The sequence below is a fragment of the Desulfotignum phosphitoxidans DSM 13687 genome (genome assembly GCF_000350545.1).
Classification (GTDB): Bacteria; Desulfobacterota; Desulfobacteria; order Desulfobacterales; family Desulfobacteraceae; genus Desulfotignum; species Desulfotignum phosphitoxidans.
The window spans coordinates 35,446-53,476 of record NZ_APJX01000002.1; the positions used below are offsets into that span (position 1 = coordinate 35,446).

11 protein-coding genes are annotated in these 18,031 nt (G+C 50.5%); 2 read left to right on the forward strand and 9 right to left on the reverse strand.

The features are described 5' to 3' along the window. Positions 1-3: 3 nt before the first annotated feature. The 4 genes from DPO_RS04720 to DPO_RS25780 all read right to left on the reverse strand — a co-directional run bounded on the left by DPO_RS04720 (position 4) and on the right by DPO_RS25780 (position 4,434). Complete coding sequence (locus DPO_RS04720; RefSeq protein WP_006964583.1) at positions 4-1,383, reverse strand: TolC family protein; 1,380 nt, start codon at positions 1,381-1,383, stop codon at positions 4-6. 250 nt (positions 1,384-1,633) lie between these two features. Next, the gene (locus DPO_RS04725; protein ID WP_006964584.1) at positions 1,634-3,037 is read right to left on the reverse strand and encodes a hypothetical protein; all 1,404 of its coding nucleotides are present in this window, start codon (positions 3,035-3,037) and stop codon (positions 1,634-1,636) included. Positions 3,038-3,242: 205 nt separating this feature from the next. Next, a complete protein-coding gene (locus DPO_RS04730; protein ID WP_051069340.1) occupies positions 3,243-4,139 on the reverse strand; it encodes an FAD-dependent oxidoreductase in 897 nt (298 codons plus the stop codon). Then, the gene (locus tag DPO_RS25780; protein ID WP_051069341.1) at positions 4,126-4,434 is read right to left on the reverse strand and encodes an FAD-dependent oxidoreductase; all 309 of its coding nucleotides are present in this window, start codon (positions 4,432-4,434) and stop codon (positions 4,126-4,128) included. The genes DPO_RS04730 and DPO_RS25780 overlap by 14 nt, the downstream gene beginning before the upstream one ends. Positions 4,435-4,856: 422 nt before the next feature. Here DPO_RS25780 and DPO_RS04740 point away from each other — a divergent pair, with 422 nt between their 5' ends. Then, positions 4,857-5,714 carry a formylglycine-generating enzyme family protein gene (locus DPO_RS04740; RefSeq protein ID WP_006964586.1) on the forward strand — a complete coding sequence of 286 codons (858 nt, stop codon included), beginning with the start codon at positions 4,857-4,859 and terminating at the stop codon, positions 5,712-5,714. Then, positions 5,714-8,626, forward strand: a complete 2,913-nt coding sequence (locus tag DPO_RS04745; protein WP_006964587.1) for an Npt1/Npt2 family nucleotide transporter — start codon at positions 5,714-5,716, stop codon at positions 8,624-8,626. Before DPO_RS04740 ends, DPO_RS04745 begins: the two co-directional genes overlap by 1 nt. A gap of 164 nt (positions 8,627-8,790) precedes the next feature. Here the strand turns inward: DPO_RS04745 and DPO_RS04750 are convergent, their stop codons facing one another. The 5 genes from DPO_RS04750 to otsB all read right to left on the reverse strand — a co-directional run bounded on the left by DPO_RS04750 (position 8,791) and on the right by otsB (position 17,808). Then, a complete protein-coding gene (locus tag DPO_RS04750) occupies positions 8,791-10,275 on the reverse strand; it encodes a B12-binding domain-containing radical SAM protein (protein WP_006964588.1) in 1,485 nt (494 codons plus the stop codon). Between the two features lie 42 nt (positions 10,276-10,317). Continuing rightward, positions 10,318-11,814 (reverse strand): sigma-54 interaction domain-containing protein, encoded by a 1,497-nt coding sequence (locus tag DPO_RS04755; RefSeq protein ID WP_006964589.1) that lies wholly within the window; start codon positions 11,812-11,814, stop codon positions 10,318-10,320. A 274-nt stretch (positions 11,815-12,088) separates the two neighbouring features. Then, the gene (gene polX / locus DPO_RS04765) at positions 12,089-13,810 is read right to left on the reverse strand and encodes a DNA polymerase/3'-5' exonuclease PolX (RefSeq protein WP_006964590.1); all 1,722 of its coding nucleotides are present in this window, start codon (positions 13,808-13,810) and stop codon (positions 12,089-12,091) included. Between the two features lie 16 nt (positions 13,811-13,826). Then, positions 13,827-16,235, reverse strand: coding sequence for a glycoside hydrolase family 65 protein (locus DPO_RS04770; protein ID WP_006964591.1), 2,409 nt, complete (start codon positions 16,233-16,235; stop codon positions 13,827-13,829). A 1-nt stretch (position 16,236) separates the two neighbouring features. After that, a complete protein-coding gene (otsB, locus tag DPO_RS04775; protein ID WP_040011623.1) occupies positions 16,237-17,808 on the reverse strand; it encodes a trehalose-phosphatase in 1,572 nt (523 codons plus the stop codon). Positions 17,809-18,031: the final 223 nt, after the last annotated feature.

Sequence of the window (18,031 nt, forward strand, 5' to 3'; positions counted from 1 at the left end):
TTTTTACTTCTCCTGTGACCAGAGTCTGGAAAGGGTTCCAATGGCCCGGGCGATCTCGATTTTTGCCGCTTTGCCGTCATAAAATGCAGCAGCTTTGTTGATGCCGGCCCTGGTTCTGTCCAGTTCCGCCTCCAGGTACCGGGTAATGGGTTCAGCACCGCCATCATAGCGCTTTTTTACTATATGAAGGGATTCTTTTGCCATATCCACACTGGATTGGGCAACATGCAGCCGCTGTTGTGCGTTTTCATGCGCCAGATAGGCCTGTTTTACGTCCTGGTAAACCTGCATCCGGATTTTTTTTCGGGCTTCCAGGGCCCTTTCCAGTTCATGCCTGGCTTCAGCAATCTGCGCCCGGGTGGCAAAGCCGTCGAACAGGTCCCAGGCAAGATTCAGGCTGGCGGTGTAATTGTCCTTTGATGTATTGTACGAAAAATCATCACTGTCCATATACCACCGGGCCTGCAGGTCAACTTTGGGCCGGTAGCCGCTCGCTGCCAGGGATACAGCCGTTCTGGCCATATCGATCTGCTGCTTTGCCCGGTGCAGTTCCGGCCGTTTTTCAAGGGCAAGGGCCCAGGCTTTGTCAATGGATTCGGGAAAGCTTACCATACAGGTGCTGTCCGGGTCCGGGTAAAGAGAAAAAGAATAGCCGGGTGTATGCCCGAGCAGTGTGGCCAGGGCTGTCATGGTGGTGGCCAGGGTGTTTTTGCTTTCCACCAGGTTTTTTTTTGCTTCAGCCAGGCGGACCTTCAAAGAGAGAATATCTGATTTTAAAACACTGCCGCCCCTGAAACGCACCGTCATCATATCCAGCTGTTCTTCCACCGTCTGCACCGATGTCCGGGCGATGAGGATATATTCCCTGGCTTTGAGCGCGGTGAAAAACATCTGGATCACCGCAGCGATGCGGTCATTTTCTGTCTGAAGGGCCAGTGCGGTCCGGTCTGCGAGTTTTTTTTGTGCCAGCTGCTTTTCCAGCCGGTTTTTTCCGCCGTTATACAGACTTATCCCGGCCATGATGCCCACTTCAGTATTGGTGAACGACCCGGGATCGTTAAAATCAACATCAGGGGGCAGTTCTCTCTGGTCAATGGTTTTAAACAGGTAGGCAGAAGGGGCATCACCTGCTGACAGTTCACTGAAAGCCGTTACCTTGGGCCAGAAGACCGCTTCGGTTTTTTTGACCGAAGCTTCGGCTTTTTTGATCAGGGTGCGGGCCATCCGGATATCCGGATTGTTTTTTAGTGCGGTTGTGATGGCTGTTTCCAGGGTCAGCAGATGGTCTTCTGCCCGGGATACGTCCGGCAGGGCACAGCAGGTGGCGATAATAAGAAAAGCAAGAATCAAAATGCTTTTGAATGACAGATTAGCGGATTCCATCTGTTTCTCCCATATGTGCTGGTCTCAAACTGCCGTGTGTGCGGGGACAAAAGGGAAGAAATTACATTTTTGACTTCCCAAAACATAATCCTACCATGCATTCGGTTGATTTAAAAGAAAATGATGCAAAGATGGAAGTAAAAATGCAATGCCGATCTGAGCCACATGATCAGGCATATTATCTAAGACCGATTGCAGCCTGCCGTACCGATGCCACAAACCGCAGGTGACGTTATTATCTTCTCCGGACTCAAAGAGCATGGCTGGTTTTATTTTCGGCTGTGCCCTGCCGTCTTTCTATGTTCCGCATGAGCAGGAGTGAAATTACCCGGTACAAGATGAGCATCGTGAACAGCACACCCAGCAAGGCGCAGGCGCGCCAGAAAAACGCATTCATCACCACCTGGCTCTGATCGGCCACCGTCATGATCCGCCCATCGACCGAATCATTCACCTCCTGCATCCCGTGTTTCAAATCTGACAATCCTGACAGGTGTTCCGCCCTCGTGAGCATCTCGTTCATTTCCTCCACGGCGAGCGTCACATCTTTGGCCGTCTGCTTATACTCGCGGATGTCAAAGGTATGCCCCTCCTTGCCCGTCTTCGACCGGGTCAAGGCCGCAAGCCGAGCAAACAGGCTATCCGCCGTCGTGAGCATCTCGTTGAATGATTCACTCGCTGGTTTCAGCGACGCGACGAACGTGTCTGCCTCGTCTACAGCGGCCCGCATGTTGGCGATTGTCGCATCGGCACGCTGCAAACGGTCATCGATCCCTGTGAGGATGGCTTGCCGCTCGGCCGCGATGTTTGCGGATAGTTGCTCGATCTGATCGGTCACCGAATGCACGTCGGCAAGTGCCGTGTTGAGTTCAGGGGTGGCGACCAAATCGGCCTTCATCGCCGCCGCCTGCCACCGGAGCAGCGTGGACTCGCGCTTGAGCCGATAGAACGTTCGCTCGGCGAGCACTCGTGCCTCGTCGACGGACTGCGCCGCTTCTCCGATCTCCTCGAAGAGACCCCGGGCCTCGAGCACCCGCGCGGCGGCCGACTTGCCCCGCCCGATGGCGAAGTTTGAGAAGCGAACAAACGAGGCGCGAACAACTTTCGGGTTCTCCTTTCGCCAGTCCTGCAGCAGAGAGTCCAGAATGTCGAGTTGTTCGGCGGAGAGCACACGAGCGGCAAGCACCCACGTTTCCTCTCTGGCCTGAGACAGGGCGTCGGCCAGCGCCTGGCCTCGCTCACCGAACACAGCCACGGCCCTGCCGTCCACGTCCCACTCCTGACTGACCAGTGTCGTGACCACGACCAAATCGAGCACGCGGGTGAACGCGTCGGCATTACTGGCGATGTCGTAAATGTTGGTGGCGTTGTCCACGAGAAGTATCTGTGCCGCTCGGCGCTGCTCGGGATCAGGATTATCCTCCTTCAAAGCGTCGCAGACGGAATAGAGCAGGCCGACGTAGCGGTCGGCAAAGCCGCGGGTGAGTTGATCCAGCTCCGCCGAGGTAACGCGTTCGCCGGCCTCCGCACCATCGAGCCGGCGTGAAGGTTCCTCTGTTGCGCTTTTCTGCAGCGCGGCGCATCCCCCCGACATGAGTACGGCGAGACACATCCCCAACAGCGAGATTGTGGTAAGTGACGGTTGAATCTTCATCAGGCAGTCCTCCTTGTTTTCTTTCAGGGCTCTTTTTCACCCGACTGCATCAACGCCGCTAATCAGCCACACGGATTTTAACGTCGGCTGAATTGGCATTGGACTGGGGCTGGGTGGCAAGCCAAGGGGCAACGGCACGGATATCATCGTTACCCATGAGATCCTGCGGGTCGTTCTTGCGGTTGCCGTCCTTCGCCAGGAAAAATTAAAGCAAGAACCACAAGCCCAGAAAAAGGAGCAGGGCAATGGTCAAATCAATAACATGCGGTGCTTTAACCGCATAGAGCAGATCATCAATTCTGGAAATTACCCTGACCCATCCGGGAATGTACTGGTCTATCACCGCGACTCGCGGGTCAATGGCTTTGGCGGCTCTCCTGCCACTTTCCACGGCGCCTTCAATGCTCCAGACATGGGTCTGGGTTTGGGTATGCGCACCGGCGAGAAACAGGTTGGCAAGCGGTGTGGTCTGGGGCGGCATAAAGTGCTGGGTAGTGGTACTGTTCACCCATTTGGGTTGATACGGCCTGATTCCCTCAGCAGAGAATTCCCACTCATGCCAGACCTCGATTTCCATCATCGAAAAATCCTTCAGCGCTTTCCCCTGATTCGCTTCCCGGATCATTTCATCAAGCGCGCCGCAGCGCAATATCTGGGCCTTCACCTCCTCTTTGAACTCCTCTTTCGTGCATGTATTGACGGGTTTATGGTAGATCCTGCCGGGAACACTGCTGATACAGGAGGTTCCGGTCCACAGCGATTTCACGTTTTTTCCCAGATCCACGTCCTTGTTCCATGCCTGTTCCTCGGCAAACAGGGTCAGGTTGAATTCTGAATCAGTCACAATTACGGCCATTCTTTCACGGGGAAAATGGATCTCCTCTGAAAACGCCACCCGAAAGGATACCTGGGTATGCGGCCCATCCTGGACGAGGGGCGTAAACAATCGGAGAACCTCCAGCTTTGCCAGTTCGGGAGTTTTGCTTAAAATTTGTGCCGTGGCAAAAGGATTAATGGCCAGGATATAGTAATCACCGACAATTGTCTCGTCGCCTGAAGCAGTGGAAAGAATCGTTGTGCCGTCAAATTCAATTTTTGTCAAAGGCTTTTGCCAGTGGAATTCGACTCCCTTTTCCTGGAGACAGGCGATCCAGGGCTCGAACCAGTATTCGCTGCTGGGCCCTTTGAGCAACAGCCATCCCTCTTCCGCCCCATGGGTCCATGCCGTGCCAGGAATATTCCGTGGGCATATTATTGTGACTGCAACGGGCACTTCTGAAAAATCCGCCCGGCTGTTCCATGGCTTCATACACCGATACCTGATATCCCAACTGGTTGAGTTCATGGGCGGCACTTAATCCGGCGATTCCGGCGCCGAAAATAACGACTGATTTCAATGTTCTTCCTCCAGCAAATTATATCTCATTTTTGCAGAGCATGCATGAAAAAGCAAGTACTTTTTGCCCGGCAGCAAAGCGGGAATATGCCTCTTCGCCGGAGGAACATCCCGGCACCCAGACCCGAAAGGGTGGTGCCTGGTTTCTTTTTTCCCGGTCGGCTTTTTGTCAACCAAAAACAGCTGTGTCCTTATGAAATCATCATTTTCCGGTTGGTAATTCAAAAAACCACTATACATAATCGGCCGGCGGAAAATACATTTTTTCCTGTATTGTGCTAATCAGTGCCTGGTATTATTCTTAATCGGCCTTACCGTCCTGCCGCTGACCGGTGCGTGATATTACTTTGACTTTGAACCACCTCAATACAAAGGCGTATATTATCAATATTTTTAATATAGTAACATTAAGGATTATCACTAATGGAAAACAACCTGAACAGACAATTTGTGCCCTTTGATGGCATAATACCGGTAAAATGGTGGTCCTGGTTCCTTTTTTTCTGTCTGATCTGTGTAATCCAGGCTGCTGAGGGCCAGGAAAAACAGATCACCAATCATCTGGGCATGACCTTTATCCGGGTGGCTCCCGGCACATTTCTCATGGGAAGCCCTGAAACTGAAGAACACCGGACAAGCAATGAAACACAGCACCAGATTCATATCAGAAAACCGTTTTATCTCCAGGAGACCGAAGTAACCCTGGAACAATGGCGGGCGGTGATGGGAAACAGCTGGTTTATCAGACGAGAAGGCACAGCCCGGACCCCGGTCACCCGTGTCTCTTTTTATGATGTCCAGAAATTTATCAGAAAACTCAACAAAAAAGGCAGCGCGCAATACCGGCTTCCTTCGGAAGCGGAATGGGAATATGCCTGCAGGGCCGGCACCACCACCGCATACAGCTGGGGAAATGAGATTGACTGTTCCAAGGGCATGTATGCCAATAATCAGAAAAAATTGTGCGATTGCTGTGATTATTACCGGTCTGTGGGACTGCCGGTAAACGGGCCTGCCCCGGTGGGGTCCTTTGCCCCCAATCCATGGGGGTTTTATGACATGCACGGCAATGTCTGGGAATGGTGTGCAGATGTATATACCGATGACATACGCACCCCCGGGGTCAACACCTATGATCTTTTCTCTTCCAGGCCCAGGGTACGCCGGGGCGGCAGCTGGTACAAATATGGCCAGTTTCTCAGAAGCGCCAACCGAACCTATGCCCATCCCGGCGCCAGGTTCCAGACCACCGGATTCAGGCTGGTCCGTGAGACAGATTGATGCGCGCAAAACTGCTGGATCTTCTCAAAATTTATGAAGAGGAAATCAGCCTTTTTTTATGGACAGCCGCCCTTTTGTTCTGGAACATGTGCAATGATCTGTTCAACACCCGCCAGTCCAAACGTCTGTTTCCCCTGCTCACGGCCGGGGGGGTCATCGGACTCATCTTAGGCAGTTTCGGCACCCCGTATTTTGCAAGCCTGTTCAGCATGGACAATTTGCTGTATCTGTATCTGGTCACCACTATTTTTGGTGCATTGATGATCCAGGCCATGGGGCGCAGTTACGCCACCTTGATATTTACCGAAAAAACAGGAAAATCCGGCAAAAAAAGGCCTCCCATGATGGAAGAAATCAAACGGGTATACCCCTTGGTAAAAGATTCCATCCTGGTAAAAATTGTCCTGGTTCTGACATTCATGCCCAATGTACTCATTCCCATCATGAACTACCAGTTCAATTATGCGGTTAATGAACAGTTTGCCTCGGAAAGTGCCATGATCCAGTTTTTCGGTAATTTCAGGGGAGTGCTGTATATCGTCAGCCTGATTGTTTTATTGTTTGTGGGACGTATTTACGGCCGGTGGGGAATGCCTGTGGCCCTCATGTTCCACCCTTTCAACTATATGCTGGCGTTTATGGCTTTTCTGCTCCGATTTGACGTATTTTCAGCCATGTATGCCAAGATGTCCACCAACATCATCCGCACCACCATTAACGGCCCTGCCAACAGTATTCTCATCGGTCTGTTTCCTGAATCCTACCGGGACATGATCCGCCCTTTTTTACGGGGCACTGTTGTCAGACTGGCCCTGTTCACAGGATCTGCACTGATTCTTGTTTCCACACCCTTATTTCATCCGAGATACCTGACCCTGGTGGCCCTGCCATTTCTCATCGCCTGGGCGGCAGCCCCGTTTGTGCTCAAGGCCAGGTATTCAAAGATTTTACTGGACATGATTTCCAGAAACCTGCTGGATATCAAAAGTCTTGACCAAAAAGAACTGGGCCAGATTTTTAATCAGGAAAAAACACTGGCAGACCTGGAATCCTTGTTTCTGGCTGCCCGGGGCAACGATGCACTCTGGTATGCCGGACTGTTGAAAAAAATTTCTCCAGACCGGCTGGATAAGTTGATTCTCAAAAACCTGGGCCACCAGGATGAGGATACCCAAGTGGCCCTCATCAAAATGATTTCTCCTGAATACGGCCCCCGGGCCGCAAAAGATCTGGTCGGGTATCTGTCCTCCCAGCGTCATGAAACCACCATCGCCATTTTGAAGTTTGTCTTCCGCCACGGTATCCAGGCTGTGAATCCATCTGATTTCTCCAGCTATATAAACAGTTCTCACCCGGTGGTCAGGGGATTTGCCTGCGCATGCCGGTATGCAGACCAGCCGGAATCGCTGCATCAATGTATCGAGGACTGGCTGTCTCGCACAGATACACCCTTTCGCCGGTCCGGTATTATCTGTGCCGGATTGAGCGGAAACCAGGAATATATTCCCAGGTTCCAGTCCCTGCTCAAGGAACCTGAAATCGATCCGATTATACCCGATATCATCAGAGCCCTGTCCCGGCTGCAGGCTGAGGCAGGCCATTCAGCCGCTTTGTCTTACCTGGATCATAATCATAAAGAAGTGCGCATGGCGGCTCTGGACGCCCTTTCCATAACAAATGATGATACTTTGAAAAAAGCGATTCACCTGCTGGGAGATCCTTCAGATGCCATCCATGACTTTGCCTTTGAAAAAATCAAGGCTGCGGACTATCAGAACAATCTGCTGCTGGTGGAATCTTTGGCACTGCCATCCACCCGGGTTCGGCGGGGACTTTTTAAACTGCTGGAAACCCTGGATATAAAAGACTTCGATGTATTGCTGTTCGCTAAAAAAAATCTTTCTAAAGCCTATGAATACCTGGCCATGGCCCAATCTTTGGAAAATCTTCCCCGGGGCGGGATGCAGGATCTTGCCATGGAACATCTTGTGGGAAAAAAAGAGATGGTATTGGAAAACATCCTCAAGGTTCTGGCCATCCATGACCAGACCAAACGGATGAAATCCGCCTGGCAGGGAATTTTCTCTTCTGACTCCCGCCAACGGGCCAATGCCATTGAACTGCTTAATAATGCTTTAGACAACAAAACCTTTAAAACCATGCTGCCGCTTCTGGAAAGCCCGAACCCTTCAATGGCTTTGACAGAAGGCAGAAAGCTTACAAAAATACAAACATTTGACACAGAGGGAAAACAGGCAGTATCAAATCTGCTTTCCTCTGCAAACTGGGTAGATGTGATCATTGGGCTGGGGATTCTGCGAGAAACACCAGACATATCCATCAACCAGGATCTGATCCATAACTTGAAACAATCTGATAACCCGCATATTTTACGGGAAGTTGACATGTTATGGAATAAAAACAAAAAGTCCGGGGAAACCAATGGGGAAGATTCATCCGAAAAATTATCTCTGGGAGAAAAGATACTTCTTTTAAAAGAAATCGAAATATTTTCAGGATTGAGCGCCTCGGAACTGGCAGCCATCGCCGGTGTTACCGAGGAGAGGGCATATGATAAAAAAAAGGATGTGATCAAGCAAAACAGTGCTGGCGAAACCGTTTTCCTGATTATTGCCGGCAAAGTATCGGTAATCATGGAAGGGGAAAACAGCAACGAGGAATCAATCGACCAGATGTCATCAGGCAGCGCATTTGGGGAAATGGCATTGATTGATGACGTCCCCAGGTCCGCCACTATCCGAACCATGACCCCCTGCCGGTTTCTCCTCCTTCACAAACAGGAATTCAAGGAAACCGCCATGGAATTTCCCCGCATTGCCCTGCAGATCTGTTCGGTTCTCAGCCGGCGGATCAGGCATCTGCATTCGCTGGTTCAGGAAAAAGTTATCTGAAACAGGGGAGGGGAAAAGTGGGGGCCGACAGTGGTTTGTTATTGTCCGGTTACGGGTTCACACTGGATATGTTCAGTTCACTATCCACAACCACTGCACCCCCCTCGAGGGCATTTTGTGTCGCAGCATCATAGTGTGCTTTGGCTGTTTGTAGCGCCGGGTCTCTATGCTTTGTAGATATATCTCTCGCATATTTTCCGGTAATGGTAGCCGTAAATGGACAGGGTGATGGCCATAGGCACCAGTTTGGGTTTTCGGACCAGGGTCCAGGCAATCAGATTCCAGTAATGGAACCGCTCTTTTCCGAAAAAACCGAGCCGCAAACCGGCTCTGAAAAAGCAAAGAAACCGCTGAAAATCAATGGGAACAATGGTTTCAGGGGCTTTGAGCTCCATTAATAAAGTCCTGATCCGGCGGTAATAATTTTTCGGCTGATAGATCTGTTTCATGATGGCCTGGTATCCGTTGAACAGATTGTCCATGCCCATCTTGGGGATGATATTGGTGGTGCCGTTTACATTGTCCCCGGTAAAGGATTTCGTTACCCGGCTTTCCTGCTGCAGCCGGTCAAACAGCCGGGTTCCCGGAATGGCCTGGAGCATGCCCACCATGGCCGTGACAATGCCGCTTTTCTGGATAAAATCGATCTGGCGCTGGAAAATGGACGGCCCGTCACTGTCAAACCCGACGATGAACCCGCCCATGACCTGCAGCCCGGAACGTTGGATGATGCCCACGCTTTCCAGAAGATCCCTGTTTTTATTCTGGGTTTTATGACATTCGGCAAGGCACACTTCATCCGGAGATTCAATGCCGATAAACACGGAATCAAACCCGGCTTTTACCATCATGTCTAAAAGTTCAGGATCATCCGCCAGATTGATGGAGGATTCCGTAAAAAACACACAGCCTTTTTTATCTTTTCGCCAGTCAACCAGGGCCGGGAGCAGATGTTTTTTTAAATACGACTTGTTACCGATAAAATTATCATCCACAAAAAAGATACTGCCGCGCCAGCCGGCTGCATAAATATGATCCAGCTCCAGGATGATCCGGTCGGCTTTTTTTAACCGGGGGATGTGGCCGAACAAGGCCGTCACGTTACAGAAATCACAGTTAAACGGGCAGCCCCTGGAAAACTGCAAGCTCATGGATGCATACCGTTTCATGTTTAACAGCCCCCACAAAGGCACGGGGGTGTCATCAGGATCACAAAATCCGTCGGCCCGGTATATTTTTTCAGCCCGGCCGTTGCCAAGATCCGACAAAAATCTGGGCAACGTCAACTCCGCTTCATCCAGCACCAGGTGGTCCACGTCCATGAACGCTTCGGGTTCACAGGTAAACAGCGGCCCGCCGGCCACAACCTTGACATTCAATGTTTTACAGCGATCGATGATCTGCCGGGTGGATGTGCGCTGCACGGCCATGCCGCCGATAAACACCAGATCGGCCCAGACAATATCCTTGTCTTTGAGGCGCTCCACATTCGTATCCTTCAGGCGTTTGTCCCAGTTTTCAGGCACCAGGGCCGCCACCGTGATCAATCCCAGCGGCGGAAAAGCCGCTTTTTTTCCGATAAAGCTCAAGGCATGGGTGAAAGACCAGAACGTATCCGAAAATTCAGGGTAAATGAATAAAATTTTCATCTTAAAGCACTCCTTATTGTACCTAAGGCCAAATATGGCCGTTCAGGGTTTGATAATATTAAGCTTTCGCATCCGGCCGCGCAGGGTGCTGCGGTTGAGCCCAAGAATCTGGGTTGCACTGTTTTTCCCGCTGACTTTCCAGTTGGTCTGTTCCAGAACCTGGACAATATGGTCGTGCTCCACTTGTTCCAGTGTTTTGGCTTCCTTTTTTTTATGGGTATTGTCTAACGAGGCCAGCGGCTTGTTAAAATCATCCACCATGCGCAGTTTCGGGCCTGACGAAATGATCACGGCACGCTCCAGGATATTTTCCAGCTCCCGGACATTTCCCGGCCAGTCATGATTTAAAAGAGCATCCATCATCAGTTTGGGAACAATGGGGGTATCTTTGCCCAGGCGCCTGGCAATTTTTTTGACATAAAAAGCCACCAGAAGCGGGATATCCTCTATTCGGTCCCGAAGGGGCGGCATGGTAATGGGAAACACATTCAGCCGGTACCAGAGATCTTCCCGGAAATTGCCTTTTTTTACTTCCTGTGCCAGATTCCGATTGGTGGCGGCAATGATCCTGGCGTCCACCTTGATGGTATGGGGGCTGCCCAGGCGTTCAAACTCCCCGTCCTGGATCACGCGAAGCAGTTTGCCCTGCAACTCCAGGGGCAGTTCTCCGATTTCATCCAGAAAAAGCGTGGCCCCGTTTGCAAGTTCAAACCGTCCCAGCTGCCTGGCGCTGGAACCGGTAAACGCCCCTTTTTCATGACCGAACAATTCGTTTTCAATCAGGTTGGCCGGCAATGCGGCGCAGTTAATTTTGACCAGGTCCCTTTTTTTTCGCGTGCTGCTGTGATGAACGGCCCGGGCCACAAGTTCCTTTCCCGTTCCGGTTTCACCCAGAACCAGGACCGTGGTATGGGTGGCGGCAATCTGTTCCACTTTATAGAGCACATATTTCAGCGCATCGCTTTTACCGATAATATTTTCATGGTTGTGATCCAGTTTGATTTCTTCGGTCAGATACGCTTTTTCCCCTTCCAGCTGCTTTTTGAGTTTTTGTATTTCCAAAAGCGCCTCTTCTGCGGTTTCCTTTTCTTTTTCCGCCGCCGGTCTGGCCAGGGCAAGTTCAGATGTGCGGGCTTCCACAATCTCTTCAAGGTTCCGCTTATAATGCTCCCGCTCGGTCACATCCTCGATGGCCAGAAGAATCAGCTGGGCATCGATTGATTTCAGGTTGATTTTTCTGGCATTCAGATGCATGATCTTGGGGCCGATTTTTTCAAAAGAATGCGCCACCTCAAAATCATTGAATACACAATTTTGCGGCAGGACCTCTTCCAGCAATTCTCTGAGTTTGGGGATATCCCATTGCCCGTTGCCAAGGTCATAGATCAATGCACCTTCCGTATTTTTCTGGGTGACACAGAAATTTTTGTAAAAAGAGGGGCTGGCTCCGACCACCTTATGACTGGTATCCAGTAACAAAAGGGGTTCACGCACCGATCCCAGGACATTGTTAAACACGTTTATAAACGCTTTTTGCATTTTCAGATCCTTTCCTGCAAGGCTGGGGAATTCCGGCGGCAACGCCGACCACGGAGTCGATACCGGCCCCGATTTTCCATGTTCGAATAAATATATGAGTCTGGAAAAAATTGAAATCAGGGAAAATACCCATAAAAAAATGGAAAACCATGTATTATAATATTCTGCTTATCAGGATTTCGGGGAGAAGATAAAATGAAGAAGGCAAAAAAGAAATCCGGGGGGTATATTCTGCGGGAAATCGCACAATGTCCTTTTGAAATTGGCCCTGTTGTTACCTCCGGGTCATCATCCGGATAAGGTCCTCGCAGCTGTATGTGTTGATGACATCTGCTGGTTCCAGCCAGCCGCGCCTTGCCTGGTCGATACCCCGCCGCAGGTGTGACAGGCCGCCCGTATCATGGGCATCGCTTGAAACGGCAATTTTGACATTCATATCCCGGGCCAGCCTGCAGGCATCATCGTTCAGGTCCAGCCGATCCGGCTGGGCATTGAGCTCCAGAAAACAGCCGTTCTCTTTTGCAGCGGCCATGATTTTTTCCAGATCCACTGCATAGGGCTTGCGCCGGTTGATGAGGCGGCCGGTGGGATGGCCCAGGATATTGAAAAAGGGATTTTCCATGGCTTTGATAATGCGTTCTGTCTGTTTTTTTCGGGACAGGTGATGGGAAAAGTGGATGGAACAGACCCGCAGATCCAGTTTTTTCAATATGTCATCAGGCAAATCAAGGCTTCCATCTGCCCGGATGTCCACTTCCACGCCTTTGAGTACACGAAAATTTTCCAGACGGTCATTGAGCGCGTCAATTGTTTCGATCTGTTTTTCCAGGCGGGGGATATCCATGCCGTTGGCGATGCGGACCTGCACAGAATGATCTGTGATGGCAAGATATTTGTATCCCATGTCCTGAGCGGTTTGCACCATTTCTTCAAGACCGGCCAGGCCATCGGTCTCAGTGGTATGGACATGCAGATCCCCTTGTATGTCCTGTAACTGGATCAGCCGGGGCAGCCGGTCCTGTTCCGCCGCTTTGATTTCACCGGTATGTTCCCGAAGTTCCGGTACGACAAAAGCCAGGTCCAGGATCTCATAGATCTGTTTTTCATGGGAAACGGAGATCTGTTTTTTCCCTTTGAAAATACCGTATTCATTGATTTTCAGGTTTTTTTTCACGGCCCGTTTCCGAAGGGCGATATTATGGGCTTTGGAACCTGTGAAATGATGGAGCCCTGCAGCATAGGCATCCGGGGCAAGTACCCGCAGATCCACATGAAGACCGGAGGAGAGCACTGCCCGGCAGAGGGTTTCGCCTCTGGAAATGATTTTTTTTATATCTGCATATGCGGTGAAATGTTTTATCACCTTTTCGGGTGTGTCACTGCAGATCAAAAGATCCAGGTCTCCCACGGTTTCTTTGCGCCGCCTGAAACTGCCGGCCAGCTTGATCCGGTCAATATCCTGTGCTTTTTTCATATGGGCCAGCAAAGGCGCGGCCCGTTCTTCCGCCTCAGATAATAAAATGCGCCCGGATTCGGATGTCATCTGTTCAAGGCCGTTTAAAACAGCGTGTTCGAGTTTTTTCCCAAAGCCCTGTATAGTGCGGATTTTTTTGGCCCGGGCAGCGGCTTTAAGCTCTTTTATGGTGGAAATGCCCAGTTCCTGATACAGCTGTTTTACCCGTTTGGGGCCCAGGTGTTCAATCTCCATCAAACGGGGCAGTTCTGAGGGCAGACGGGCTTGGATTTCCTTCAGTTCTGTAAAGGTTTTTTGGGAAACAATCTGCGTTATCTTGTCTGCCAGGTCCTGGCCGATGCCCGGGAGTGCGGTCAGATCCTCTTTTTGTTTGATCAGGTCGGGTACTGGCCGGGACAGCCCCTTGACGGTTCTGGCGGCATTGCGGTATGCCCTGACCCTGAAAGGATTGGCATCTTCAATTTCCAGCAGATCCGCCATGCGGTTGAGCTGTGCTGCGATGTCCGTGTTATGCACCGGCATGGATTGGTTGTATCCTTCAGATGTGAAACTTTCGGGTATTTCCGACTTTCAGTTCATACAGGTTTTCCTTGAATCCGAATTTAAACGTGTTTTCCGGGCTGCACAAAAGCGTGATTTTGCACATTTCCTGGGTGGTTTCAAAGGCCAGGGTACTGCCCCGATACCGCACCTGCATTTCCAGTTTTTCAAGCACTTCAGGCAGTTCCGGGTTGACCCATAAGATATTGCCCCGGGTTTTTATGCCCATGTATGCTTCCTGGAGAATGTTGACTGATCCGGCCATGGCGCCCAGATGAATCCCTTCCCGGGTGGTGCCGCCTTGAATATCATTAATGTCGCTTTGAAGGGCTTTTAGAAAAAACTTCCAGGACCGTTTCCGGTCCGACCGGGCCATTACCCAGGAATGGACCACCCAGCTCAAAGAGGAGCCATATGTGGTACGATGGACATAATAATCGATATTTTTGGGAATCGTTTCATATTCAAACGGATAATTCAATTGTTTGAACAGGGTTTTCAGTTCAGGCGCGGAAAACAGATAAAACAGCATGAGCACATCCGCCTGTTTTGTTATCTTGTAATTGTTGGGACTGTCTCCTTCGGCTTCCAGTATGCGGTCCATGCGCTGGATGTTGGTGTATTTTTCCCGGTATTTTTCCCAGTCCAGTTCCTTGAGCCGGTCGTAATGTTCAAACTGGCTGATGATGTTGTCGTCATGAAAGATGATCCGCATTTTCCGGCTGATATCCCACCAGAGATCTGTTTCAGATTCTGTGATGTGCAGGGTTTCACAAAGCTCTTCAATGCGGTCTTCGGGCAGAATTTCCAGGACGTTCAATGCCTGGGTCAACACCCAGGTCGCCATGACATTGGTATAGGCATTGTTGTCCAGCCCCGGCTCATCCGCATCCGGGTAGGCATCATGGTATTCATCCGGACCCATCACTTTGAGGATTTCGTACCGGTCAAAATCTTTGTTAAACGTGGAAATGCTTGCCCAGAACCGGGCGATTTCAAGCAGCACTTCCGCACCATACTCAGACATGAACTGCATATCCCCGGTGGATTCGAAATATTTCCAGATATTGAATGCAATGGCTGCATTTACATGCTTTTGAAAATGTGAATTATCCGGGATCCATCGCCCGGATTTGGGATTCAGGTGCACGGTCTGGGTTTCTTCTCTGCCGCTGCTCCCGCTCTGCCAGGGAAACATGGCACCTTTATATCCGGCGGCCCTGGCAGCGGCCCTTGCCGTATCCAGCCGGCGGTACCGGTACAGCAGAAGCGAACGGGTGATTTCCGGATGCTGCAGGGTTATAAACGGGTAAATATACAGCTCATCCCAGAAAATATGCCCCCGGTAAGCTTCTCCGTGCCAGCCCCTGGCAGGCACTCCCACATCCAGATTAATGGTCTGTTTGGATGTGGTCTGCAGCAGATGAAAGATGTGCAGTCGGACCACCATTTCCGGATGGTGGTCTGAGCGTTTTTTTCTGCGGTCGGTCAGTGTAATGTCGGATCGGCGCCACAATTGTTTCCAGGCCAGTTTGTGGGTTTTGAGCAGGGGTTCAAAGCCGGGGGTACGCTGGATTCTTGCCCTGGCGGCCAGACCGCACTCGGAAATGGCAATATCCCGGGAGGTGTGCACCAGAACCACTTTTTCCACCACAATGGTTTCTTTCTTTTTGATATCCACGGTATAGCGTTTGCCCACATATCCATCATCATCCATCAGCTTGGGTGCCAGTTCCAGGGCCTTGCCTTTTCTGGTTATCCGGGTTCTGGCTGTCATGGCCACCCGCAGTTCTGACTGGACGGTCTGTACTTTCAGATAAAGCGGCCTGTCTTGAACGGATTCACTTTCCAGAACTTCAAGGTGCCGGCTGTTCAGCTCGCCGTACCTTTTTACCCCCCGGTTCTGAACCGTGCCGTCGATGGCTGATTCCACCTCAAGGGCACCGGTTTCATTTTCACTGGTCAATGATACCTGCATGGCAGCCGTGTGCCGGTCCCCCATATGCACAATGCGCTGTTCTTCCATCCGGATGCGGCGTCCCTGTTCGTCTTCAAAAACAACGATATGGGTGAGAATCCCGTTCTGGATATCCAGTTCCCGGCAATAGGACCGAATGGCTGCATTTTCAGGAGAAAACCATTGTCCGCCTGTGAAACGAAACTTCAGACACAGCCAGTTGGGCATATTTACCAGATCTTCGTTCTCAATGTCCCTGTCGGCAATCTTGGTTTTGAGCCGGTTGTATCCTCCGGCCAGGTAGGTGCCGGGATAATGGATGTCGCCGGCAGACACCTGGGCACTTGCCCCCCGGGTGGCAAAATAGCCGTTTCCCAGTGTGCACAAAGCTTCGCGAAGTCCCTCTTCCTGCGGTTTATAGGTATTGTAGGTTAAATTCCAGGCAGGCATATTATCTTTCCTTTTCATCAAAAAGTGTTTCTATAAATGCGGCAGTTTCCCGGGTGTTTTCCAGTACAAAATCAGCTGATGTCGGGTGAAAACTGCCCTTGACGATAATACTGGTGCCGATGGTTTTCAGGCTTTCAAATGCATCCTCATCCGTAATATCGTCTCCAATATACATGGGATAATAGGTGTCCAGATTCAGGTTCAGTTTTTCCATCAGCCATGTCAGGGCTTTTCCCTTATGCCATTCAATGTCGGGCTGCAGCTCAAACACTTTTTTCCCTTCCGTGATGCGCAGTTCAGGGTGATCGGTCTGGACCTGGCGAACGGTCTGCCGGACTGTGGTTACCTGCGCCTGTTTGACATTCCTGTAATGGATGGCAATGGAAAATTGTTTGCGTTCAAGGGCCGCACCCGGGATGTGGGTCAGGTTTTGTTCCAGCTGACCCTGGGCCTTGTCCAGAACAGGCAGAAATTGCTTTCCCTTCTGCATTTCAAGCGTAAGATTCGCCGGGCCGGAAATATCAAAGCCGTGGCTGCCGGCATAATAGAGATTGTCCAGTTTTACAAAGTTTTGAATGGCTGCAAGGTCTCTGCCGCTGATGACGGCCACCACCCATTTTTTGGCCACTTTTCCCAGCGTCTGCCGGGTGCTCTGGTCCAGGAATGCCTTTTGGGGATCATTGACAATAGGGGTCAGGGTGCCGTCATAATCCAGAAAAAGGGCGATCTTCCTGTCTTTGGCCCGCTGTAGAATCTGTTGAACATGGTCCAGGGCCGGAGGCAAAGATGCCATTTCTTTTTTTCTGACCGGAAGCCTGTCATTGATGCGGATATCGCACAGATCTGAAAACACCACATCAGCCCCTGCTTTTTTCAAAATGGATTCATTGTCTGCCCTGTTTACACCGATCACCCGATAAAATCCGCCTTTTTTTGCAGCGCTCACCCCGGATGTCGCATCTTCAAAAACAGCGGTGCGCTTTGCTGTGACTTCCATGCGGCGGGCAGCCTCGAAAAAGATATCCGGGTCAGGCTTTCCTTTTATTCCCAGCTTTTGGGAAAGCACACCGTCCACCACTGTGTCGAACCAATCTGCAATCCCGACCGCCTCAAGCACGGGAATGCAGTTTTTACTGGCGGAAATAACCGCTATTTTCCATCCTTGTCTTTTGATTTCATACATCAGGCTCAATGTATCTTCGTATACTTCGGGTCCTTGTTTTTGCAGATAGGTATTGAAAATCTCATTTTTTCTGTTGCCAAGCCCATAGATGGTTTCATTGCTCAGATCGTCTGACGGATTTCCCCGGGGCAGGTCGATCCCCCTGGATTTGAGAAATGATTCCACCCCGTCATATCGGGGTTTCCCATCTACATAAGTGCGGTATTCTTTGTCTGCATCAAAAGGAATATATGCCTGGTTTTCACGGGCAGCCCGGGTTTTTAAATAAGTGTCGAAAAGGGTTTTCCACGCTGTTGCATGCACCTTTGCCGTCTGGGTGATCACACCGTCAAGGTCAAAAATAACACCGTCACAGGTCTCTTTTGAGAGCCCGAAATCTGTTTGATTCATCTGTTTTTTCCTTTCGCCTGATACCGGTCTGAGTTTTGTTTTGGGCCGGTAATATTGAATTTTTCTAAATACACTCAACATATGTTTTTTTTTGCCGGTGATACAATACACAATAACCCCCATATTGGAGGAAATTTTCTTGTATTTGTCTATTTTTGATCTATGACGGCCTGTTGAAAAAACACAAACCCGATTCAACTGCATACCCTTACGATAAAAAATG